Origin of the sequence: Pseudomonas sp. NPDC089547 (assembly GCF_050280665.1) — a bacterium.
Taxonomy (GTDB): domain Bacteria; phylum Pseudomonadota; class Gammaproteobacteria; order Pseudomonadales; family Pseudomonadaceae; genus Aquipseudomonas.
In genome coordinates, this window is sequence record NZ_JBNNVS010000003.1 from 64,217 (window position 1) to 85,142 (window position 20,926).

The 20,926-nt window shown below is 62.4% G+C and carries 18 protein-coding genes; 7 read left to right on the plus strand and 11 right to left on the minus strand.

What is annotated here, in order from left to right; translation table 11 throughout:
* Positions 1-5: 5 nt before the first annotated feature.
* The 6 genes from ACQKPZ_RS03060 to ttgA all read right to left on the minus strand — a co-directional run bounded on the left by ACQKPZ_RS03060 (position 6) and on the right by ttgA (position 9,098).
* Positions 6-518, minus strand: coding sequence for a DUF962 domain-containing protein (locus ACQKPZ_RS03060; protein ID WP_427535478.1), 513 nt, complete (start codon positions 516-518; stop codon positions 6-8).
* An 80-nt stretch (positions 519-598) separates the two neighbouring features.
* On the minus strand, positions 599-1,522 hold the full coding sequence (locus tag ACQKPZ_RS03065; RefSeq protein WP_427535479.1) for a LysR family transcriptional regulator: 924 nt from the start codon (positions 1,520-1,522) through the stop codon (positions 599-601).
* A 202-nt stretch (positions 1,523-1,724) separates the two neighbouring features.
* Entirely contained in the window at positions 1,725-2,978 is a 1,254-nt protein-coding gene (locus ACQKPZ_RS03070; protein WP_427535481.1) for an OprD family porin, read from the minus strand.
* A gap of 358 nt (positions 2,979-3,336) precedes the next feature.
* Positions 3,337-4,791: an AdeC/AdeK/OprM family multidrug efflux complex outer membrane factor gene (locus ACQKPZ_RS03075; RefSeq protein ID WP_427535482.1), complete on the minus strand. Its 1,455-nt coding sequence runs from the start codon at positions 4,789-4,791 to the stop codon at positions 3,337-3,339.
* Complete coding sequence (gene ttgB / locus ACQKPZ_RS03080; RefSeq protein ID WP_391132175.1) at positions 4,788-7,940, minus strand: multidrug efflux RND transporter permease subunit TtgB; 3,153 nt, start codon at positions 7,938-7,940, stop codon at positions 4,788-4,790. The genes ACQKPZ_RS03075 and ttgB overlap by 4 nt, the downstream gene beginning before the upstream one ends.
* Before the next feature lie 3 nt (positions 7,941-7,943).
* Positions 7,944-9,098: a toluene efflux RND transporter periplasmic adaptor subunit TtgA gene (gene ttgA, locus ACQKPZ_RS03085; protein WP_427535484.1), complete on the minus strand. Its 1,155-nt coding sequence runs from the start codon at positions 9,096-9,098 to the stop codon at positions 7,944-7,946.
* A gap of 257 nt (positions 9,099-9,355) precedes the next feature.
* Here ttgA and ttgR point away from each other — a divergent pair, with 257 nt between their 5' ends.
* Positions 9,356-9,988, plus strand: coding sequence for an efflux transport transcriptional regulator TtgR (gene ttgR / locus ACQKPZ_RS03090; protein WP_391132171.1), 633 nt, complete (start codon positions 9,356-9,358; stop codon positions 9,986-9,988).
* A 205-nt stretch (positions 9,989-10,193) separates the two neighbouring features.
* Here ttgR and ACQKPZ_RS03095 read toward each other — a convergent pair whose 3' ends face one another.
* Positions 10,194-11,645, minus strand: coding sequence for an MDR family MFS transporter (locus tag ACQKPZ_RS03095; protein ID WP_427535486.1), 1,452 nt, complete (start codon positions 11,643-11,645; stop codon positions 10,194-10,196).
* A gap of 437 nt (positions 11,646-12,082) precedes the next feature.
* Between ACQKPZ_RS03095 and ACQKPZ_RS03100 the strand changes: the two genes are divergently transcribed.
* Positions 12,083-12,952 carry an isocitrate lyase/PEP mutase family protein gene (locus ACQKPZ_RS03100; RefSeq protein ID WP_391132167.1) on the plus strand — a complete coding sequence of 290 codons (870 nt, stop codon included), beginning with the start codon at positions 12,083-12,085 and terminating at the stop codon, positions 12,950-12,952.
* A gap of 257 nt (positions 12,953-13,209) precedes the next feature.
* Here ACQKPZ_RS03100 and ACQKPZ_RS03105 read toward each other — a convergent pair whose 3' ends face one another.
* Positions 13,210-14,115, minus strand: coding sequence for a LysR family transcriptional regulator (locus ACQKPZ_RS03105; protein WP_427535488.1), 906 nt, complete (start codon positions 14,113-14,115; stop codon positions 13,210-13,212).
* Positions 14,116-14,217: 102 nt separating this feature from the next.
* Here ACQKPZ_RS03105 and ACQKPZ_RS03110 point away from each other — a divergent pair, with 102 nt between their 5' ends.
* The gene (locus tag ACQKPZ_RS03110; protein ID WP_427535489.1) at positions 14,218-15,093 is read left to right on the plus strand and encodes an MBL fold metallo-hydrolase; all 876 of its coding nucleotides are present in this window, start codon (positions 14,218-14,220) and stop codon (positions 15,091-15,093) included.
* A 27-nt stretch (positions 15,094-15,120) separates the two neighbouring features.
* Positions 15,121-15,735, plus strand: a complete 615-nt coding sequence (locus tag ACQKPZ_RS03115) for an NAD(P)-dependent oxidoreductase (protein ID WP_427535491.1) — start codon at positions 15,121-15,123, stop codon at positions 15,733-15,735.
* 98 nt (positions 15,736-15,833) lie between these two features.
* On the opposite strand, the gene ACQKPZ_RS03120 is transcribed toward ACQKPZ_RS03115, so the two are convergent.
* On the minus strand, positions 15,834-16,709 hold the full coding sequence (locus ACQKPZ_RS03120; RefSeq protein WP_427535492.1) for a LysR substrate-binding domain-containing protein: 876 nt from the start codon (positions 16,707-16,709) through the stop codon (positions 15,834-15,836).
* A 114-nt stretch (positions 16,710-16,823) separates the two neighbouring features.
* On the opposite strand from ACQKPZ_RS03120, the gene ACQKPZ_RS03125 reads away from it, so the two are divergent.
* The gene (locus ACQKPZ_RS03125; RefSeq protein ID WP_427535493.1) at positions 16,824-18,461 is read left to right on the plus strand and encodes a 5-guanidino-2-oxopentanoate decarboxylase; all 1,638 of its coding nucleotides are present in this window, start codon (positions 16,824-16,826) and stop codon (positions 18,459-18,461) included.
* A gap of 135 nt (positions 18,462-18,596) precedes the next feature.
* On the opposite strand, the gene ACQKPZ_RS03130 is transcribed toward ACQKPZ_RS03125, so the two are convergent.
* On the minus strand, positions 18,597-19,517 hold the full coding sequence (locus ACQKPZ_RS03130; protein ID WP_427535494.1) for an AraC family transcriptional regulator: 921 nt from the start codon (positions 19,515-19,517) through the stop codon (positions 18,597-18,599).
* Positions 19,518-19,719: 202 nt separating this feature from the next.
* On the opposite strand from ACQKPZ_RS03130, the gene ACQKPZ_RS03135 reads away from it, so the two are divergent.
* Positions 19,720-20,013 carry a putative quinol monooxygenase gene (locus tag ACQKPZ_RS03135; RefSeq protein ID WP_049278214.1) on the plus strand — a complete coding sequence of 98 codons (294 nt, stop codon included), beginning with the start codon at positions 19,720-19,722 and terminating at the stop codon, positions 20,011-20,013.
* Between the two features lie 16 nt (positions 20,014-20,029).
* Positions 20,030-20,296 (plus strand): hypothetical protein, encoded by a 267-nt coding sequence (locus ACQKPZ_RS03140; protein ID WP_427535495.1) that lies wholly within the window; start codon positions 20,030-20,032, stop codon positions 20,294-20,296.
* Here the strand turns inward: ACQKPZ_RS03140 and ACQKPZ_RS03145 are convergent, their stop codons facing one another.
* Entirely contained in the window at positions 20,297-20,902 is a 606-nt protein-coding gene (locus ACQKPZ_RS03145; protein WP_427535497.1) for a flavin reductase family protein, read from the minus strand. It abuts the gene before it with no gap.
* Positions 20,903-20,926: the final 24 nt, after the last annotated feature.

The window sequence follows — 20,926 nt, forward strand, 5'->3', positions numbered from 1 at the left end:
AGTTTTTACAGGGCGCGCACGGCCACCGGCCCTGCGTTGGCTTCGACAGCGCGCTTCAGGGCCGGGCACAGGCCCAGCATGAATGCTGCTTCTGCCACCACGAACAGCGGCCCGATGATCAGGCCGCTGACATCGTCGACAAATGCAGGTTTGCGGCCTTCGTAGTAATGGCCGACGAACTGGATGACCCAGCCCACTACGAATGCCCCCAGCCCGGCGCTGAGCCATAGCGCTGTTGTCTGTACGGCCAGCACCTGGCCGACCCATAGGCACAGGCCCAGCAACAGCCCCATCACCAGCCCGAAGCGCAGGTCCAGGCGCAGGTAGAACCACACCGAGGCCGCCGCTGCCAGCAGGGCAGGGGATAGCCACATGCCAGCCATCTCCCAGCCTGGGCGCGACAGCAGGATGGTGACTGCCAGCACGATCATGGGGATGCCGACGAAGTGGGTGGCGATGTTGCGTGGGTCGCGGTGGTAGCTGGCGTATTGGCTCAGGTGGTCGACGAGGTTTTTCATTGTTGTGCCTACCTGTTCAGTGTTGTTTTGCCTGTACTGGATAGTGATCAGGATAGCCCGCAGCCACCACTATCATCAGCTCAGCGAATGGCAGCAGCCCGTACTGGCGTATCCAGCCCCACCAATGTGTCTATCATCGCCCGCGCTGCAGGCGACAGCCGGTAACCGCTACGGCTGACCACCCCGCAACGCACGCTCAGCACCTCCAGCGCCGGCGGCAGGTTGCGCCAGTGCAGGCGCACCAGTGTGCCGGCAGCCAGGTCTTCGGCCACCGCCTCTTCGCTGGCAGTGCCAACCGCATCGCTGGCCTGCACAACACTGCGCAGCACCGCCAGGTGTTCGGTTTGCAGGTGCGGGGTGAAGTCGCTGCGCCCACTGAGGTTGGCCAGGCGTTTGCGCACACCGGGAGCTAGCAGGGCACTGGCAAGTGGGTAGCTGAACAAGTCGTTGGTCGACAGGCTGTCCTTGGCCAGCAACGGGTGGCCCGGGCGGCAGAAAAACAGGCCGGGGCGTGGCGACAGGGGCTCGGTGTGGAAGTAGGGGTCGGCTTCGAACGGGCGGATATCGTCGACGAAAAACTCGATCTGTTCACGGCGCAGGGCCTGACCCAGGCGTTCGGCATTGTCCACCAGCAGCGAGGTGCGGATGCCCGGATGGCGCTCGATGAAGTGGCGCAAGGCGTCCGGGACCAGGCGCACGGCAAGCGCCGGGCCACTGCCGAAATGCAGCTCGCCGGCGTCGAGCTTGGTCATTTGCAGCACTTCGTTGCTCAGTTGCGCGGCACCCTGTACCAGGCGGCGTGCATGTTGCAATACCACCAGGCCCTCGGGGGTGGGTGGCAGGGCTTTGCTGGCGCGGTCGACCAGCGGGCAGCCGAAGGTGTGTTCCAGGCCTTGGATGGCGCGGCTGAAGGCGGGTTGGGTAATGCCCATGGCCTCGGCGGCACGGACGAAACTGCGGTATTCGGTGAGGGCGATGAAGTAGCGCAGCTGGCGGAGGTCCATGTCACGGCTCTGGGGCGGGGGTCAGGGGCCTATTCAAGCTGTTACAGCTTATGTCGTCAAAGAAGGTTTATGGATTTAGTTATTTCTTATAGTTATTTACAAGGGCTTCTGGCCTCTTCGCGGGCAAGCCCGCTCCCACAGCTAGGGCGCACGATTCAAGACTGGTGCAATCCCTGTGGGAGCGGGCTTGCCCGCGAAGAATTTAAAGGAGATTCAGCGGGTAGCTGACAATCAGGCGGTTCTCATCGAACGCGTTGGTGCTGAAGTCCCGACGCATGGTGGAGTTGCGCCATTTCACCGACAGGTCCTTGAAGCTGCCCGACTGCACCACGTACGCCAGTTCGGTCTCCCGTGCCCATTCCTTGCCATCATCCACGCTGCCCACGGTAACGTTGTCGCCCTTGATGTAGCGGTTCATCAGGGTCAGCCCAGGCACGCCAACGGTCGCGAAGTTGAAGTCATGGCGCACCTGCCAGGACCGCTCCTTGGCATTGTCGAAGCTGGAGTTGTAGCTGTCGTTGGCCAGGGTACCGCCACTGGTGCCGTTGACCCGCATCCAGGCATCGTCACCGCTGACCTTCTGCAAGCCCACGTAGACGGTGTGGCCTTGGTAGCGCGCCGAAAGCATGGCGGAGGCGGTGCGGTTGTCCAGCTTGCCGGCGCGCTCTGCGCCGTCTTCCTTGCCGATGAAGTAGCCCAGGTTGGCGCCCAGGGTCCAGTCGCCCAGCGGCTGGCTGTGCGTCAGGTTGAGGTATTGCTGGCGGTAGATGTCTTTGAGCTGGGCATCCCACAGGCCGATCATGGTGCGCTTGTCATTGAAGGTGTACTCGCCACCGCCAAAGTTGAAGCGATCGGAGGTGAACGCGCCTTTGCCGGTCATCGACATGTCTTCCATGCTGGCGTCGTTGCGCGGGCTGTTGCCGCGGAACTGGCCGGCGTACAGCGTCAGGCCGGCAATCTCCTTGGAGGTCAGCTGGCCACCACGGAAGGTCTGCGGCAGCGAGCGGCCATCGTCCGAGCGCAGGATGGGTAACACTGGCATCCATTCACCGACTTTCAGCTCGGTTTCCGACAGCTTGGCTTTCAGCGCTACACCCAGGCGACCAAAGTCATCAGCCGGGCGGCCGTCGTCGTGCACGGGCAGCAGGTGCGTGTTGGTGGTGCCTTTGCCGCCGTCGAGCTTGACCGAGTACATGCCTAACACGTCCACCCCGAAGCCGACGGTGCCTTGAGTGAAGCCGGAGCGGGCGTCGAGAATGAAACTTTGCGTCCATTCTTCGGCCTTGGCCTGTGGGTGAGCCGGGTCGACGAAGTTGCGGTTGATGTAGAAGTTACGCAGGTTAAGCGTGGCCTTGGCGTCCTCCATGAAACCGCCCTCTGCGGCGAACAGGGGGAAGGCGCAGGACATGGCCAACAGGCCGGGCAGCAGCTGGCGTGCGGTGTGCGAAGTGCTCATCTGTCGTGGATCTCTTGTTTTTATGGGTGAGCCGGTGCGCTGCAGGATGCGGCCTGCAGGTGCGGGGCTTTTTTGATGAACTTGGGCAACGTTGCGTGGGGGGATGGTGCGCGGTAGCGCAGGGGTGAGGCAATTCGCCGCAAACGGAACGGGGCGATAATCGAACGGAATGTTCCAGTTGGTTAATTAGTTGCCAGTACCGGCCTCTTCGCGGGCTTGCCCGCTCCCACAGGATCACCACAGCCTTTGAAACTGTGAGGACCCTGTGGGAGCGGGCAAGCCCGCGAAGAGGCCGGCACTGGCAACATAAAACAAAAAGCCCACCGCGAGGGTGGGCTTGATGCTGCTACAAGCTCAATCAGCCTTTCGGTGCTTCCACCGATGCCTGCTGGTTGGCCTGCCCGGTCTGCTCATACCAGCCACCGCCAAGCGCCTTGTACAGGTTGACCTCGCTAGTCAGCTGCGACAGGCGGTCGGTAATCAGCGACTGCTGCGCGCTGAACAGGTTGCGCTGGGCGTCGAGGAAGGTCAGGTTGCTGTCGATACCGATGCGGTAGCGGCGTTCGGCCAGGCGGTAGTAGTCCTGGTTCGCCTGCACCAGGTCGCGCTGCGCCTGCAACTGCTCTTCGAAGGTCTTGCGCGCCGCCAGGCCATCGGAGACTTCCTGGAAGGCGGTCTGGATGGTTTTTTCGTACTTGGCGACGTTGATGTCCTTCTGGATCTTCGAGTAGTCCAGGCTGGCTTTCAGGCTGCCAGCGTTGAAGATCGGCAGGTTGATCTGCGGCTGGAACAGCCAGGTGCCTTGGCCACCTGCGAACAGGTGACCCATGTCGGGGCTCAGGCTGCCCGCATTGGCTGTGAGGCTGATGCTGGGGAAGAACGCTGCACGGGCGGCGCCGATGTTGGCGTTGGCGGCCTTGAGCAAGTGCTCTGCTTCCTGGATGTCCGGGCGACGCTGAAGGATGTCCGACGGCAGGCCGGCGGGTACTTCGGCCAGCTGGTCGGCATCCAGCTGCAGCGGCTTGGCCAGGTCGGCCGGAATGCCGGTGCCCAGCAGCACGGTCAGGCTGTTGACGTCCTGGGCGACCAGGCGCTGGTACTGCGAGTACTTGACCCGTGCGCCTTCCACGGCGGTGCGGGCCTGGCTCACATCCAGTGCCGAAGCCACGCCGACTTCATTGCTGCGACGGGTGAGGTTGTAGCTTTCCTCGTAGGTCTTCAGCGTTTCTTCGGTCAGCTTGAACAGCGCCTGGTCGGCCTGCCAGGTGTAATAAGCGTTGGCCACGCTGGCCACCAGGGCGATCTGCGTGGAGCGACGTGCCTGCTCGCTGGACAGGTAGGTTTCCAGTGCTTGCTCGGTCAGGCTGCGCACGCGGCCGAACAGGTCCAGCTCATAGGCACTGACGCCCAGGGTGGCCGAGTACTGGCTGGTGATGCCCGATTCACCGGTTTGCGACATGTTCGCCGGCACCCGTTGGCGGCTGCCGCTGCCGGTGGCCGAAACCGCCGGGAACAGGTCGGCGCGCTGGATGCGGTATTGCGCGCGGTAGGCGTCGATGTTCAATGCCGCAACGCGCAGGTCGCGGTTGTTGACCAGCGACGTCTGGATCAGCTGCTGCAGCGCCGGGTCGTGGAAGAACTGGCGCCAGCCCTGTTCGGCAGCGGCAACGTCTGCCGACTGGGTCGGCGAGTACGCAGGGCCTTGCGGCCACTGCGCTGCCACCGGCGATTCCGGGGTCTGGTAGTCAGGGATCAGCGAGCAGCCGCCAAGAATGAAAGCGGTTACCGCCAGGGACAACAAAGACTTGGTCATTGCCCAGCCTCATAACGTGGAGTTTCAGGGGTGGCGTCTTTTTCCGGCTCTTTGCTGCCGAACAGCGACGACACTGCGACGAAGAACAGAGGTACCCAGAAGATAGCCAGCACGGTCGCACTGATCATGCCGCCAATTACACCGGTACCGATGGCATGCTGGCTACCGGCGCCCGCGCCACTGGCGATGGTCAACGGTACCACGCCGAGGATGAATGCCAGCGAGGTCATGATGATCGGGCGCAGACGCATGCGGCACGCCTCGATCGCCGCGTCATACAGGCTGCGGCCTTGCTCGTGCAGCTCCTTGGCGAACTCGACGATCAGAATGGCGTTCTTCGCCGCCAGGCCGATGGTGGTCAACAGGCCGACCAGGAAGTACACGTCGTTGGACAAGCCGCGCAGGCTGGTGGCGATCAGTGCACCGATGATACCCAGCGGTACCACCAGGACGACGGCGATCGGGATCGACCAGCTTTCGTACAGGGCTGCCAGGCACAGGAACACGAACAGGACCGAGAGGGCAAACAGCGCCGGCATTTGCGAACCGGAGAGTTTTTCCTCGTAGGACATGCCGGTCCAGGAGAAGCCGACGCCGCTTGGCAGTTCGCCAGCAATGCGCTCGACTTCGGCCATGGCTTCACCGGTACTGTAGCCTGGCGCTGGCGCACCCAGGATTTCCATCGCCTCTACACCGTTGTAACGCGACAGCTTCGGCGAACCGTAGGTCCATTCGCCCTTGGCGAAGGAGGAGAACGGCACCATCTCGCCAGCGCCATTGCGCACATACCACTTCTGCAGGTCTTCCGGGCTCATCCGTGCGTTTGGCTCGCCCTGGATGTACACCTTCTTGACCCGGCCGCGGTCGATGAAGTCGTTGACGTAGCTGGCACCCAAAGCAATCGACAGGGTGTTGTTGATGTCGGCGATGGTCACGCCCAGGGCGCTGGCACGTTCGTCATCAATGGTCAGCTGGTACTGCGGCTCGTCGTTCAGGCCGTTAGGGCGCACAGCCATCAGGATTTTGCTTTGTGCTGCCTTGGCCAGGAACTGGTTGCGCGCTTCCATCAACTTCGCGTGGCCAATACCGCCGCGGTCCTGCAGGAACACGTCGAAGCCGGTGGCGTTACCCAGTTCGAGCACTGCTGGCGGGGCGAAGGCGAACACCATCGCATCGCGGAAGCTGAAGAAGTGCTGCTGGGCGCGTTGGGCCAGGTTGAACACACTGTTCTCGGCAGAACGCTCGCCCCACGGCTTGAGCATGATGAACGCCATACCCGAACTCTGGCCACGGCCGGCGAAGTTGAAACCGTTGACGGTGAACACCGAGGCCACCGTGTCGGCTTCTTCTTTCAGCAGGTACTCACGCATCTGGTCGACGACCACCTGGGTGCGCTCGGCGCTCGAACCGGCCGGCGTCTGCACCTGGGCGAACAGTACGCCCTGGTCTTCTTCCGGCAGGAACGCGGTGGGGATGCGGGCGAACAGCCAGATCATGCCGACCACGATCAGTGCATAGGCCAGCAGGAACGGCACCTTGTTGCGCAGGATGGTGCCGACACTGCGCTCGTAGCCGTTTACGCTGCGGTCGAAGTTGCGGTTGAACCATCCGAAGAAGCCACGCTTGGCCACATGGTGCTCGCCCTTCTTCAGCGGCTTGAGCATGGTGGCGCACAGGGCCGGTGTGAAGATAAGCGCCACCAGCACCGACAGGCCCATGGCCGAGACGATGGTGATGGAGAACTGCCGGTAGATCACACCTGTGGAACCACCGAAGAAGGCCATGGGCAGCAGTACCGCCGACAGCACCAGGGCGATACCCACCAGGGCGCCCTGGATCTGCTCCATCGAGCGCTTGGTCGCCTCTTTGGGCGGCAAGCCTTCTTCAGACATGACCCGTTCGACGTTTTCCACCACGACGATGGCATCGTCCACCAGCAAGCCGATGGCAAGCACCATGGCGAACATGGTGAGGGTGTTGATGCTGAAGCCTGCGGCGGCAAGGATGCCGAACGTACCCAGCAATACCACCGGTACGGTCATGGTGGTGATGATGGTGGCGCGGAAGTTCTGCAGGAACAGATACATCACCAGGAACACCAGGACCACGGCTTCGATCAGGGTGTGGATCACGCCGCTGATCGACTCGGTGACCACCGGGGTGGTGTCATACGGGAACACAGCCTTCACGCCAGGCGGGAAGAACGGCTCCAGGTCGGCGATGGTCTGGCGCAGTGCCTTGGCGGTGTCCAGGGCGTTGGCACCAGTCGCCAGTTTTACCGCAAGGCCGGAAGCCGGCTTGCCGTTGAACTGGGCGCTGACCGCGTAGTTTTCACCGCCCAGGCCGACCTGGGCTACGTCACCCAGGCGTACTTGCGAGCCGTCATTGTTGACCTTGAGCAGGATCTTTTCGAACTGCTCGGCAGTCTGCAGGCGGGTCTTGCCGATAATGGTGGCGTTCAGCTGGGTACCCGGCAAGGCCGGGAGGCCACCGAGCTGGCCGGAGGACACCTGCACGTTCTGCGCAGCCACGGCGGTCTTGACGTCGACCGGGGTCAGCTGGAACTTGTTCAGCTTGGCCGGATCGAGCCAGATACGCATGGCGTACTGCGCACCGAACACCTGGAAGTCACCCACACCGGCCGTGCGCGAGATCGGGTCCTGCATGTTGGAGACGATGTAGTTGGCCAGGTCGTCCTTGGTCATGCTGCCGTCTTCGGACACCAGGCCGATCACCAACAGGAAGTTTTTGACTGCCTTGGTCACACGGATACCTTGCTGCTGCACTTCTTGCGGCAGCAGCGGGGTAGCCAGGTTCAGCTTGTTCTGTACCTGCACCTGCGCGGTGTCGGCGTTGGTGCCTTGCTCGAAGGTAGCGGTAATGGTCATGCTGCCGTCGGAGTTACTTTCCGACGACACATAACGCAGGTTGTCGATACCGTTGAGCTGCTGCTCGATCACCTGAACCACGGTGTCCTGCACGGTTTGCGCCGAGGCGCCCGGGTAGGTCACGGCGATGGCGATGGCCGGCGGCGCGATGCTGGGGTACTGGTTGATCGGCAGCTTCAGGATCGACAAGGCGCCGACCAGCATGATCACCAAGGCGATCACCCAGGCGAAGATCGGGCGATCGATAAAGAACTTCGACATGGTTTACTCCGCTTTGGCGTCTGCTTTCGTCGCGTTGGCCTGATCAGGGCTACCCGGCTTCTTGACGTTGGTGGCTTCGCTGACCTTGACCTCGACACCTGGGCGCACGTATTGCAGCCCTTCGGTGATCAGGCGGTCACCCGGGTTGAGGCCTTCTTCGATCAGCCAGTCGCTGCCCAGGGTACGGTTGGCCTTGAGCTGGCGCAGTTCGACCTTGTTCTCCTGGTTGACCACCAGTGCGGTCGGTGCCCCTTTGAGGTCACGGGTTACGCCTTGTTGCGGGGCCAGAATGGCGTTCGCGTTGACCCCGGCCTTCAGCCGCGCATGCACGAACATGCCTGGCAGCAGGGTGTGGTCGGGGTTGGGGAACAGGGCGCGCAGGGTGACCGAACCGGTGGTTTCGTCCACGGAAACTTCGGAGAACTCCAGGCGACCTTCCTGCTTGAACAGGCTGCCGTCTTCCAGTACCAGCTGCACCGAGGCGGCGTTATCGCCGGCCTTCTGCAGTTGGCCGCTTTCCAGGTCACGGCGCAGCTTGAGCAGCTCGGCGGTGGACTGGGTGACGTCGACGTAGATCGGGTCCAGTTGCTGGATAGTGGCCATGGCGTTGGTCTGGCCATTGCTCACCAGTGCACCTTCGGTGAACGAAGAACGCCCGATGCGGCCACTGATCGGTGCCAGCACCTTGGTGTAGCGCAGGTCGATCTGTGCACTTTTCAGCGAGGCATCGGCCTGCAATCGTTTGGCATTGGCGTCGTCGTATTCCTGCTTGGACACCGCCTGTTCGTCGATCAGCTGCTTGTAGCGTTCGGCCAGCGAGCGGGTAGCCTGCAGGTTGGCCTGGGCATTGGCCAGGTTGGCTTCGTATACGGCAGGGTCGATCTGGTAGAGCTGCTGGCCTTCCTTGACCTCACTGCCTTCCTTGAACAGGCGCTTGAGGATGATGCCGTTGACCTGCGGGCGCACTTCGGCGACGCGGTAGGCACTGGTACGCCCCGGCAATTCCGAGGTCAGGGTGAAGGCTTGGGGCTGAATGGTCACGACGCCGACCTGAGGAGCCTGCGCCGCTGGCGCTGCTTCTTCTTTCTTACAGCCACTGAGCAGGGTTGCCAGGGCGACGGCGGAAACCAGAGCGGTAACGGCTGGCTTGAATTGCATGAGGATCCTCGGGTCGCTGGAGCAGGGAGACGCTCAAGAGTAGTGGAAGAGTCTTGATCTGGAAAAATTGCTATCCGGTGGATAAATAGCTTGCTAAGGAATATACTTACATTCATGGTTGTTTGTAAATACCGCTGGGTTGTACCTGGTTACTGCCACAGCCCTTGATTAGCTCATCCGCGAGGCGCCCTGCAGAGGCGCCCCCGGAGCGTTCCCCGCACGCACTGCGCGTTCGGGCCAGATGAGGTTGTACTGCCATGGTCCGTCGAACCAAAGAAGAAGCCCAGGAAACCCGCGCCCAGATCATAGAGGCGGCGGAAAAGGCCTTCTACAAGCGCGGGGTTGCGCGAACCACCCTGGCCGACATCGCCGAACTGGCGGGGGTGACGCGCGGGGCGATCTACTGGCACTTCAACAACAAGGCCGAGCTGGTGCAGGCGTTGCTCGACAGCCTCCACGAAACCCATGACCACCTGGCGCGGGCGAGTGAAAGCGAGGACGAACTCGACCCGCTTGGCTGCATGCGCAAGCTGCTGTTGCAAGTGTTCAACGAGCTGGTGCTCGATGCCCGAACCCGGCGTATCAATGAAATCCTGCATCACAAGTGCGAGTTCACCGATGACATGTGTGAAATTCGCCAGCAGCGCCAGGGCGCGGTGCTGGATTGCCACAAGGGCATTACCTTGGCGTTGGCCAATGCCGTGCGCCGGGGCCAGTTGCCTGACGCGCTGGATGTCGAGCGCGCAGCGGTGGCCATGTTTGCCTATGTCGATGGCCTGATCGGTCGCTGGCTGTTGCTGCCTGACAGTGTCGATCTGCTAGGTGATGTCGAAAAATGGGTCGACACCGGGTTGGATATGCTGCGCTTGAGCCCGGCGCTGCGCAAATGACACTTTGTTAAGGATTGTGAGGGAGTGTTTCCTCTTTGTATTAACAGTGGATTAATAAGACAGGCACAGATCCTGTAGGAGCGGCCTTGTGTCGCGATCGGGCTGCATAGCAGCCCCGGCAATTTTGCTACTGCTGCTGAAATCCTGGGGCTGCTGCGCAGCCCGATCGCGACACAAGGCCGCTCCTACAAAAACGCGCAGGTTCTTAACGGCCGCGTAGTTGCCGATCCGGCAATGCCACTGCGGCAACCAGGCCGAGCACCGCAATCAGTGCACTCCCCATCAGCAAATGTCGGAACGTCTCCAGCAGGCGCCCTTGCGTGACCAGGTCCACTTCACCGGCCTTCAGGCTCCCTAGCAACGGGTTACCCAGCATTTCAAATCCGCCCTGATGCAGCAGCGCCAGCAACAGGCTGGACATGCACGCCACGCCCATGGCCCCGCCCAGCGAACGGAACAGGTTGGTGGTGCTGGTGGCCACACCAATGTCCTTGCTGTCCACCGCGCTTTGCGTGCCTACCAGCGATGTCGGGAACTGCAACCCGCAGGCAATCCCGGTCAGCAGCATGAACAGTGCGCTGAGCGAAGCGGATTGTGGAGGGGTCAGCGCCATGGCGAAAATGGCCGCTGGCATCAGCAAGGCACCCGCGAGAATCTGCGGCTTGTAGCGCCCGGTGCGGCTGGTCATGCGGCCCCCGGTGAAGGCGCCCAAGGGCAGCCCCATGGCCAGTGGCAACAGGTGCAGTGCGGCGCTGTCGGCGCCAGCACCCGTGATGCCCTGGTAGCGCAAAGGCATGAGCATCGTCAGGGAAATCGACTGGAAGCTGGCGAAGAAGATCACACCCCAGCACAGCACCGCCACGCGGTTGCTGAACAGGCCCAAGGGTAATAGCGGCTCCGGGCAGCGCCGCTCATGTGTGATGAACAACGCCAGGCCCAGTACAGCGCACGTGAACAGGGCCAGTACGGCAGGGTCAATCCAGGCGTGCCCCTGACCGACAAGGGTGATGCCCAGCAACAAGCTGCCCAGGCCAAGGATCAGCAGCAGGGCGCCGAGGTAATCCACCTGGGCTTCCCGTCGCTGCGCCGGCATGCCACCGAGGGCACGGCGGATCGCCCACAACGCAACCAGCCCCAGCGGCAGGTTGATCCAGAATACCCAACGCCACGACAGGTACTCGGTCAGCCAGCCGCCCAGCACTGGCCCGGCGACGCTGGCCACGGCATACATGCTGCTGAAATAACCTTGGTAGCGGCCGCGCTCACGCGGTGGCACGAAATCGCCGATGATCGCCTGGCTGACCGAGACCATGCCGCCCGCGCCAATGCCCTGCAGTACACGGGCCAGCACCAGCTGCTGCATGTCCTGGGCCATGGCGCACGCGATGGAGGCCAGGGTAAACAGGCTGATACCGGTCAGGATCATCCGGCGCCGTCCGTACAGATCGCCCAGTTTGCCGTAGATCGGCACGGCCACGGTCATCGCCACCATGTAGCCGGAGATGACCCACGCCAGCAGGCCGACATCGTTGAACCGGGCCGAGATTGCCGGCAGCGAGACGGCGACGATGGTCTGGTCCAGTGCGCCGAGGAAGATCGCAAGCATCAGGGCGGTGAGCACGTTGCGCAGGGTGGTGGGGGGCAGGGCGGCGGTCACGGTAATACCTTGTAATCGGTTGTGGCTTCTTCGCGGGCATGCCCGCTCCCACAGATAACACTCAGGATCAAGGCAGGTGCTGTACCTGTGGGAGCGGGCGTGCCCGCGAAGAGGTCCTCGAATTGTAACCTGAGTTAGGTAGCTTCCTATGTACTATCTGCATCCCCTATGCCGAATCGGCATTGGCGCATTCATCCAGTGCTGCATGGCTGCGTGATATCGTTGGTATGCCACAGAGGCTGAAATTCGCGGCCTGCACCAGCTTGGTGCAACATTCTGCCGCAGGTTTTTCAGTGTGCTGTCTCCCACACCTTTTATTCCTCTGCCTGCATGTCGAGCATGACCGCCCAGATGGCGACGGTTGGAACAGGTCAGGTAGACCCGATTACAGGGGTCGGTAGTTACCGTTCAAATTTCAACTTATTTGCGGAGTGATCATGCCCAAGGCTTCCCATCAAGATCTGCGTTTTGCCTTCCGCGAGCTGCTCGCTTCAGGTTCCTGTTACCACACCGCATCGGTGTTCGACCCGATGTCGGCGCGTATTGCCGCAGACCTGGGCTTCGAGGTCGGTATCCTCGGTGGTTCCGTTGCTTCGTTGCAGGTATTGGCCGCGCCGGATTTCGCCCTGATAACCCTCAGCGAGTTCGTGGAGCAGGCCACACGGATTGGTCGGGTAGCGCAACTGCCGTTCCTGGCTGACGCCGACCATGGTTATGGCAACGCATTGAACGTGATGCGCACGGTGATAGAACTGGAACGCGCCGGCGTGTCTGCACTGACCATCGAAGACACCCTGCTGCCGGCCCAGTTCGGGCGCAAGTCCACCGACCTGATACCGGTCGAAGAGGGTGTTGGCAAGATTCGTGCGGCGCTGGAGGCCCGGGTCGATTCGTCGTTGGCCATCATTGCCCGCACCAACGCAGGTGTGCTCACCACCGAAGAAGTCATCGTCCGCACCCAGAGCTACCAGAAGGCCGGTGCCGATGGCATCTGCATGGTGGGCGTGAAAGATTTCGAGCAGCTAGAGCAAATTGCCGAGCACCTGACGGTACCGCTGATGCTGGTCACCTATGGCAACCCGAACCTGCGCGATGACGAGCGACTGGCGCGCCTGGGCGTGCGTATCGTGGTCGATGGCCACGCGGCCTACTTTGCTGCGATCAAGGCCACCTACGACTGCCTGCGCCTGCAACGCGGCCAGCAAAACAAGTCGGAAAACCTCAGCGCGACCGAACTCTCGCACACCTACACCCAGCCAGAGGACTACATCCGCTGGGCCAAGGAATACATGAGCGTCGAAGAGTGACCGGCGGCGCGCCGTCAACTCAACGGACGGCGCTCAAGGTTGCGGTGTGAGGCACGCAATGTGCCTGCACGCAGCTGTTGGCGGCACTGGGCTGGCTACGTAGCAGCTCGGCGCGCCAGCAGGCTGAGCCGTACAGCCCTGCGACAGCAGTCAAGGCCATGACAAGGGCGACTCTTCTTGATTTGATGCCCATGGTGCTCACCTCCTGTTACAGCGACAGGTGACACCTTTAAGCGTAGGCTATTTCTGGCATTACATCACAGGTCCCGATCCCACTCCGGCTCGTCCTTGAACCGTTGCACGAGGAAATCCAGCATGCTGCGCAAGGTCGCCGGCATGTGCTTGCGCGACGTGTACACCGCATTCAGGTTCAGTTCACGGGGCTTGGCCTCGGGCAACAGGCGTACGAGTTCGCCCCGGCGCAGGGCCTCGGCGGCCTGGTAAGTCGGCAGCATGGCGATACCCGCGCCAGCCAGCGCCGCCTTTTGCAGTGTCATCGCCTCGTTGGCGCTGATGTTCCCCGTCACGGGTACGGCGACCTGATGGCCGGTGACCTCGAAATGCCACAGGCTGTGGCCAAAGTAGGCATGGGTCAGGCAATTGTGCCGGCTCAGCTCTTCTACCTGTTGCGGGGTGCCATGCTCGTGCAGGTAAGCCGGTGCTGCGCATACCACCGAACGGCATACACTCAGGCGCCGGGCGATCAGGTTGGGGTCCAGGTCGTTGCTGGTGCGGATGGCCAGGTCGATGCGCTCGTCCACGAGGTTGACCGTACGATCGAGCATTTGCAGCTCTACTTTCACACCCGGGTAGCGTCGCACATAGGCCGCTACCGCATCCACCAGTTGCGCCTGACCGAAGGAGGTACTGACGCTGATGCGCAATGCCCCCTTGGGCGCATCGTCCGGTTGTTGCACGGCGGCCTGCAGGTCGCCGGCCAACTCCAGTAATTGCCGACAGCGGGGCAGGGTTTCCTGGCCGGCGGCGGTCAGGCTGAGCTTGCGTGTGGTGCGCTGCATCAACCGCGCACCCACCCAGTCTTCAAGCTCTGCCAGGTAACGCGACACTACCGGCCGCGACAGTTGCAGATGGTCTGCCGCTGCCGACTGGCTGCCCAAGTCGACGACGGTGACGAAAACGCGCATGGCGTTGAGACGGTCCATGATTTGCCCGGTTTCAGAAACAAACTATGTCCGAGCATCGCATTTTTTGTGACGGATCGGGCAACTAAGCTGTTGGGCATTGTTCTTCTGAAGGCTTTTCCCATGTCCTTGTTCACTCCCTTGCGTGGCCTGTTGCTGGCTTGCATAACCCTGGCCGGCCCGTTGCGGGCTGCCGAACCTTTGCAACTGGACGTCTATAACCCAGGGCATGAGGCGATTTTCCCGGTCAGTTCGGTGATCGTCAGTGGTGAGCACGACGCCGTGCTGGTCGATGCCCAGTTCGGCAAGGCCCAGGCCGAACAGTTGGTGCAGCGCCTGCGGGCAGGCGGCAAACGCCTGACCAGCATCTATATCAGCCATGGTGACCCGGATTACTACTTCGGCCTGGATACCCTGACCCAGGCCTTCCCCGATGCCAAGGTGCTGGCTTCTGCCGCCACTGTCGCGCATATCCGCCAGACCATGGACGCCAAGCTGGCGTACTGGGGCCCGCAGATGGGGGCGGATAAACCGGCACGGCTGGTGCTGCCACAGGTACTGAAAGGCAATCGATTGACGCTGGAAGGGCAGGCCCTTGAGGTGGTTGGCCTTGACGGCCCGCAACCAGATCGCAGCTTTGTGTGGATCCCGTCGATCAAGGCGGTGGTCGGCGGCGTGGTGGTGTCTGAGCACATTCACGTGTGGATGGCCGATACCCAGACGGCCAAGTCCCATGCCGACTGGCTCGGTACCTTGGCGCACATCGAAGCACTGGCGCCGCGTACGGTGATCCCGGGGCATTACCTGGGGGACAGCAGCCGCTCGTTGGAGGCCGTGCGTTTCACCGCAAACTACATACGTGACTTCGATGCCGAAGCGGCCAAGGCAAAAGACGCTGGCGCGTTGATCGAGGCCATGAAGCAACGTTACCCGGGCCTGGCCGATGAAAGCTCCCTGGAGCTGGGGGCCAAGGTCGCCAAGGGCGAGATGAAGTGGTAATTCCGTTCAATTGATGGAGAGTTTCCCATGAGCAAGATCGCAATCATCGGTGCCACTGGCCGCGCTGGCAGCCAGTTGCTGGAAGAAGCCCTGCGCCGTGGCCACAATGTGCTGGCCATTGCCCGTGACCCTTCGAAACTGGAGGGCCGGGACGGGGTGACCGTAAAGGCGGTGGATGCCAAGGACAGCGCGGCCCTGCAAGCTGCGGTCGCGGGTGTGGACGCTGTGCTGAGCGCAGCGCATTTCTCGACCATCGAGCCGCACGCAATCATCGAACCGGTCAAGCGGGCCGGGGTCAAGCGCTTACTGGTGGTGGGCGGTGCGGGCAGCCTGCTGCTGCCCTCGGGGCACCGGGTGATCGATAGCCCGGACTTCCCGGAAGCCTACAAAGCCGAAGCCACTGCCGGGGTGCGTTTTCTGGAGGCGTTGCAACGGGAGCCGAACCTGGACTGGACCTTCCTGTCGCCGTCGGCGGAGTTCGTTGAAGGTGAGCGCAGAGGGCGGTATATGTTGGGCAAGGATCATTTGCTGATTGGTGCGGATGGCAAGAGCTGGATTACCTTTGCCGATTATGCGATTGCCCTTCTGGATGAACTGGAAAAGCCGGCGCATTCGCGGCAGCGGTTTACAGTCGGGTACTGAGTCGCCTGCTTCGCGGGCATGCCCGCTCCCACAGGTACTGCACAGCTTTCAAATCCTGTGCTGTACCTGTGGGAGCGGGCGTGCCCGCGAAAGGGCCCTCACAGGCGGGCCTGGCCCTCCAGCCAATCCAGCAACTCCAGCAACCCCGGCGGCAAGCTTCTCGCCTGGCTCACCAGATAATATCCCTTACCGGTCACCACCTTGAGCGCAAACGGCATGCACAGCCGCCCGCCGCGCAAGTCATCACCAATCAGCGACCAGTCGCCAATGGCTATGCCCGTCCCCTGCGAGGCCATGGCCATCGCCATGTCCAGCGTCTCGAAATGCTGCTTGGGCCCATGAGTGGCCAGCGTGACCCCAGCTGCCTGTAACCACAACTGCCAGTCATGCTCATCCCGCGAGGGGTGCAGCAACATGTGCCGCGCCAGGTCGTCCACTTGCTGCAACGGTATCGGCCCCTCACGCAGCGACGGTGCACACACCGGCGTCAGCTGTTCATCGAACAACTTGCGTACGTGTAACCCATGGTTCGGCGGGTCGCCATAGACCACCGCCGCATCGAAGCCCTCCCGGCGAAAGTCCACCCCGTGCTGCACCGTGGTGGTCAACTCGACCGGCACATCCGGGCGCAATGCCTGCCACTCCATCAGGCGCGGCAGCAGCCAGCGCATCACGCAGGTCGGCGCCTTGAGCTGCAAGGTTGTGCTGCGTCCGCCCACCTCATGCACGCCTTGCTCGATCAATGCAAACACCTGCTGCACCCGTGGCAGCCAGTCCTGGCCTTCACGGGTCAGGCTCAGCCCGCGGGCCTGGCGCTGGAAAAGCGCATAGCCCAGGTGCTCCTCCAGGGCCGCGATCTGGCGACTGACGGCGCCTTGCGTGATGTGCAACTGTTGCCCGGCACGGGTGAAGTTGCAGTGCTGGGCGGTCACCAGAAACGTGTGCAGGGCGGGCAGGGGCGGTAGGCGTTTCATTGCGATAAGCCATGATTACAGGACATGGCTAGTATGTGTTTTTTTGCATTGTGGTGGTAGTCATGGGTTGGGTCCAATAAGCGCATAACCCAACCAGATTCATGGTGAACCCTGATGGCAACTTGCGGCGAAGTATTGGTCAAACTCCTTGAAGGCTATGGCGTGGACCATGTCTTCGGCATTCCCGGTGTACATACCGTGGAGCTTTACCGTGGCCTGGCGGGTTCGTCCATTCGCCACATCACCCCGCGCCACGAGCAGGGTGCCGGGTTCATGGCTGACGGCTATGCGCGCACCCGTGGCAAACCCGGGGTGTGCTTCATCATCACCGGCCCGGGCATGACCAACATCACCACTGCCATGGGCCAGGCCTATGCCGACTCGATCCCTATGCTGGTGATTTCCAGCGTGCAGTCCCGTGACCAGTTGGGCGGTGGCCGTGGCAAGCTGCACGAACTGCCCAACCAGGCAGCGCTGGTGTCGGGCGTAGCAGCGTTTTCCCACACGTTGATGAGTGCAGCAGACCTGCCACAGGTGCTGGCCCGTGCATTTGCCGTGTTCGACAGCGCACGGCCACGTCCGGTGCATCTCGAAATACCGCTTGATGTGCTGGTGGAACCTGCCGATTTCCTGCTGCCGGGCCGGCCCGTACGCGGCAGCCGTGCGGGGGCTGCGCCGCAAGCCGTAACACAAATGGCCGAGCGCCTGGCCGGTGCCAAGCGGCCGTTGATCCTGGCCGGCGGTGGCGCGTTGGCAGCCGGTGCTGCATTGGCACGCCTGGCCGAACACCTTCAGGCACCGGTGGCGCTCACCATCAATGCCAAGGGTTTGCTGCCGGCCAGCCACCCGCTGCAGATTGGCTCTACCCAGTCGCTACCGGCTACACGGGCGCTGGTGGCAGAGGCTGACGTGGTGCTGGCGATTGGTACCGAACTTGCTGAAACCGATTATGACGTGACCTTCAAGGGTGGTTTCGAGATCCCGGGCAGCTTGCTGCGTATCGATATCGACCCGGACCAGACCGTGCGCAATTACCTGCCAGAGCTGGCGCTGGTGGCAGATGCCGAACTGGCCGCCGAAGCCTTGCTTGGTGCTTTGCAGGCCCAGCCGCAACCGGTACGCCAAAGCACTTGGGGTGTGGCCCGTGTGGCCAGCTTGCGCCAGGCACTGGCGGCAGGCTGGGACCAGCCGACATTGAGCCAGACGCGCTTGCTGAACGCCATTCTCGAGCGCCTGCCCAACGCCATTCTGGTGGGCGACTCGACCCAGCCGGTATACACCGGCAACCTGACCCTGGACATGGATCAGCCACGTCGCTGGTTCAATGCTTCGACCGGCTACGGCACCCTGGGTTACGCGTTGCCGGCGGCCATGGGCGCCTGGCTCGGGAGCGCGGAGCAAATCGGCCAGCGTGCGCCTGCGGTGTGCCTGATTGGCGATGGCGGTATGCAGTTCACCCTGCCTGAGCTGGCCAGCGCGGTGGAGGCGCAGGTGCCGTTGATCGTGCTGCTGTGGAACAACCAGGGGTACGAGGAAATCAAGAAGTACATGGTCAACCGGGCGATCGAGCCAGTGGGCGTGGATATCCATACCCCGGACTTCATCGGTGTGGCACGGGCCTTGGGCGCGGCTGCGGAGAATGTGGAGGATGTGGCGCAATTGCAGGCAGCACTGGCGCAAGCGGTTGAGCGCAAGGGGCCGACGTTGATTCAGGTTGATCAGAATCAGTGGCAAGGGACAGTTTCGGGTTGAAGTGAAGCTGTTGTCTGTGCCGGCCTCTTCGCGGGCTTGCCCGCTCCCACAGGTACAGCACAACTTTCAGAGTATGTGCAGCACCTGTGGGAGCGGGCAAGCCCGCGAAGAGGCCGGCACAGACAACACTAAGTGCTAGCCTGCAGTGGCTCTCAATCTGGCCACATCGCGAATCGGCGGCGCTCCATACAGCCTGCTGTACTCCCGGCTGAACTGCGACGGGCTTTCGTACCCCACCCGATAGGCGGCCACCGCCGCTTCAAGCCCGTCATTGAGCATCAGCCGCCGCGCCTCTTGCAGGCGCAGTTGCTTCTGGTACTGCAACGGGCTCATGGACGTCACGGCCTTGAAACGGTGGTGCAAGGTCGAGGTGCTCAGGTTTACCTCACGGGCCAGGTCCTCGATACGCAAGGGCAGCTGGAAATTCTGGTTGAGCCAGGTGATGGCCTGGCAAACCCGGTGCGTCTGGCTGTTGGCCAAGGCGATTTCGTACAACCGGTAACCCTGTGGCCCCCGCAGCAGTCGGTAGAGAATCTCTCGGCGGAACAGCGGCGCCAGCATCGCGATATCGCGCGGGGTGTCCAGCAGGCGGATCAGCCGTAGCAGGGCGTCGAGCAACGCTGCGTCGGTCTTGTCCACATACAGGCCGCGGCCGGAAGGCCGGTTAGGCACCAGCATCGGCCCGCTTTCGGCAATCAGCTGGCTGATCTCTGCCGGGTCCAGGTCCATGCGCAACCCCAGGCTGGGGTGCTCGGGGCTGGCGTCGAGCTTCACACCACTTAGCGGCAAGGTTACCGAGACCACCATGTAGTGCAACGGGTCGTAGGCGTACTGTTCGTCACCGAGGAACAGGCTCTTGCTGCCCTGGGCCAGGATGCACAGCGCGGGTTGTGCCAGGGTCGGTACCGAGCGCACGTTCTCGGTGTAGCGCACCAGGTACAAGTCATCAATAGCCGACGCCGGGCCGTGGGGGTCACCGGCATGTCGGCGGATCAGCTCCGCAAGCTCCTGGCGCTGCATTTCCAGGGTCGGGTCGGTGGATGTGGCGGTGGTCATGATGGCTTTCCTCTACTGACCGACGCAGCATAGGTTTGGGCAATGGCGGGCGCTAGTCGAAAGCTGCACGCCGATTGCCTGATCCTGCCGTTCTGCAGGATCAGGCAATCGGCGTGCAGTAATGGCCTAACGCGTCGCGCGGGTGAGCCCCTAACCTTGGCAGCCTGGCTTTTCTGTCCGCCTGCTTCAAGGAGATTGTGCAATGACCTTAAAACAACCGGTCACCCACCTTGCTTTCATCCGTGCCAGCAGCGGGCGCTCGGCGGAGCTGGGTGCACGCCTGCGTGACTTGCTCGAGCCCTCGCTGCGCGCACCGGGTTGCCTCAGTTTTACGGTGCAGCGCTCCCAGGCCGATGCCGACTTGTGGTTGCTCAGTGGCAGCTGGCAGGATCAGCAGGCGATGAGTGGCTACTTCGCTTCGCCGACCCTGGACGTGTTTGGCGAACTGGTGCAGGCGCAGGTTGTCAGCAGCCTGGACTTGCATACCTTCGATTGAGGGTGAATGAGGTAAAGTGACGCCCTTGTTCAACCAGGTGGATAGCAACATGGCACGTAGGGAATTCACTCATTTCGAAGCGGTATCGGCGATGGTGCCGGTGGAGGGTGGCGGCTACAACGCGGCCATTGCGGTCAAGGCCTTGAACATGGGCGGCGCACCGCGCTTTCACAAGGTGCTCGACGGCGAGGTGTTCAAGGGCGCCGTGGCTGCCGACGAAGCGGCCACGGCCGAGTTGCAGCGCCTGCAGGGCGTCAGCGAAGAGGGCGAGCTGATCTGGTGATCAGGCCGATGGGCGGGCCATCTTGAACAGGTTGCCCAGCTCGAAGTAGTCCGCCGGGCCACCACCACGCAGGATCGGTTCGGCGGCAGCAGTGTCGTAGATGCCGTTTTTCAGCAGATGCTCGGCAATGTGCACTGCCACCACCTCACCCAGTATCAGCCAGCTCGGCACCGGTTCCTGGTCGGCACGTTTGAGCTGGATAATCTGGCTGACCTTGCATTCGAATGCCACCGGGGTTTCGCCTACACGGGGCACGCCGACGATGCGTGACGGCGTGGCAGTGAGGCCGCTCAACTCAAACTCGCTCACCTCGGCCCCAACGGGCGCGCAGCTCTGGTTCATCTGCTCGGCCAGTGGGCGGGTGGCCAGGTTCCAGACGAATTCGCCGGTCTGCTCGATGTTGTTCAGGCTATCTTTGCGCCCGACGCTACAGAAACCGATGATTGGCGGGATGTAGTTGAAGGCGTTGAAGAAGCTGTAAGGCGCCAGGTTCAGGCGGCCTTCGCGGTCTTGCGAGGAGATCCAGCCGATAGGGCGGGGGCCGACGATGGCGTTGAACGGGTCGTGGGGCAGGCCGTGGCCTTTGGCAGGTTCGTAGTAGTACATCTGTGCTGGGCTTGTAGGCCCACC

What these genes read in the sequence shown, in the direction of transcription:
- ACQKPZ_RS03100 (WP_391132167.1), top strand. Translation starts at nt 12,083, where the DNA reads ATGCCCAAGGCTTCCCATCAAGATCTGCGTTTTGCCTTCCGCGAGCTG.
- ACQKPZ_RS03105 (WP_427535488.1), bottom strand. Translation starts at nt 14,115, where the DNA reads ATGGACCGTCTCAACGCCATGCGCGTTTTCGTCACCGTCGTCGACTTG.
- ACQKPZ_RS03075 (WP_427535482.1), bottom strand. Translation starts at nt 4,791, where the DNA reads ATGACCAAGTCTTTGTTGTCCCTGGCGGTAACCGCTTTCATTCTTGGC.
- ACQKPZ_RS03130 (WP_427535494.1), bottom strand. Translation starts at nt 19,517, where the DNA reads ATGACCACCGCCACATCCACCGACCCGACCCTGGAAATGCAGCGCCAG.
- ACQKPZ_RS03065 (WP_427535479.1), bottom strand. Translation starts at nt 1,522, where the DNA reads ATGGACCTCCGCCAGCTGCGCTACTTCATCGCCCTCACCGAATACCGC.
- ACQKPZ_RS03070 (WP_427535481.1), bottom strand. Translation starts at nt 2,978, where the DNA reads ATGAGCACTTCGCACACCGCACGCCAGCTGCTGCCCGGCCTGTTGGCC.
- ttgA (WP_427535484.1), bottom strand. Translation starts at nt 9,098, where the DNA reads ATGCAATTCAAGCCAGCCGTTACCGCTCTGGTTTCCGCCGTCGCCCTG.
- ttgB (WP_391132175.1), bottom strand. Translation starts at nt 7,940, where the DNA reads ATGTCGAAGTTCTTTATCGATCGCCCGATCTTCGCCTGGGTGATCGCC.
- ACQKPZ_RS03135 (WP_049278214.1), top strand. Translation starts at nt 19,720, where the DNA reads ATGACCTTAAAACAACCGGTCACCCACCTTGCTTTCATCCGTGCCAGC.
- ACQKPZ_RS03145 (WP_427535497.1), bottom strand. Translation starts at nt 20,902, where the DNA reads ATGTACTACTACGAACCTGCCAAAGGCCACGGCCTGCCCCACGACCCG.
- ACQKPZ_RS03125 (WP_427535493.1), top strand. Translation starts at nt 16,824, where the DNA reads ATGGCAACTTGCGGCGAAGTATTGGTCAAACTCCTTGAAGGCTATGGC.
- ACQKPZ_RS03115 (WP_427535491.1), top strand. Translation starts at nt 15,121, where the DNA reads ATGAGCAAGATCGCAATCATCGGTGCCACTGGCCGCGCTGGCAGCCAG.
- ACQKPZ_RS03060 (WP_427535478.1), bottom strand. Translation starts at nt 518, where the DNA reads ATGAAAAACCTCGTCGACCACCTGAGCCAATACGCCAGCTACCACCGC.
- ACQKPZ_RS03110 (WP_427535489.1), top strand. Translation starts at nt 14,218, where the DNA reads ATGTCCTTGTTCACTCCCTTGCGTGGCCTGTTGCTGGCTTGCATAACC.
- ttgR (WP_391132171.1), top strand. Translation starts at nt 9,356, where the DNA reads ATGGTCCGTCGAACCAAAGAAGAAGCCCAGGAAACCCGCGCCCAGATC.
- ACQKPZ_RS03120 (WP_427535492.1), bottom strand. Translation starts at nt 16,709, where the DNA reads ATGAAACGCCTACCGCCCCTGCCCGCCCTGCACACGTTTCTGGTGACC.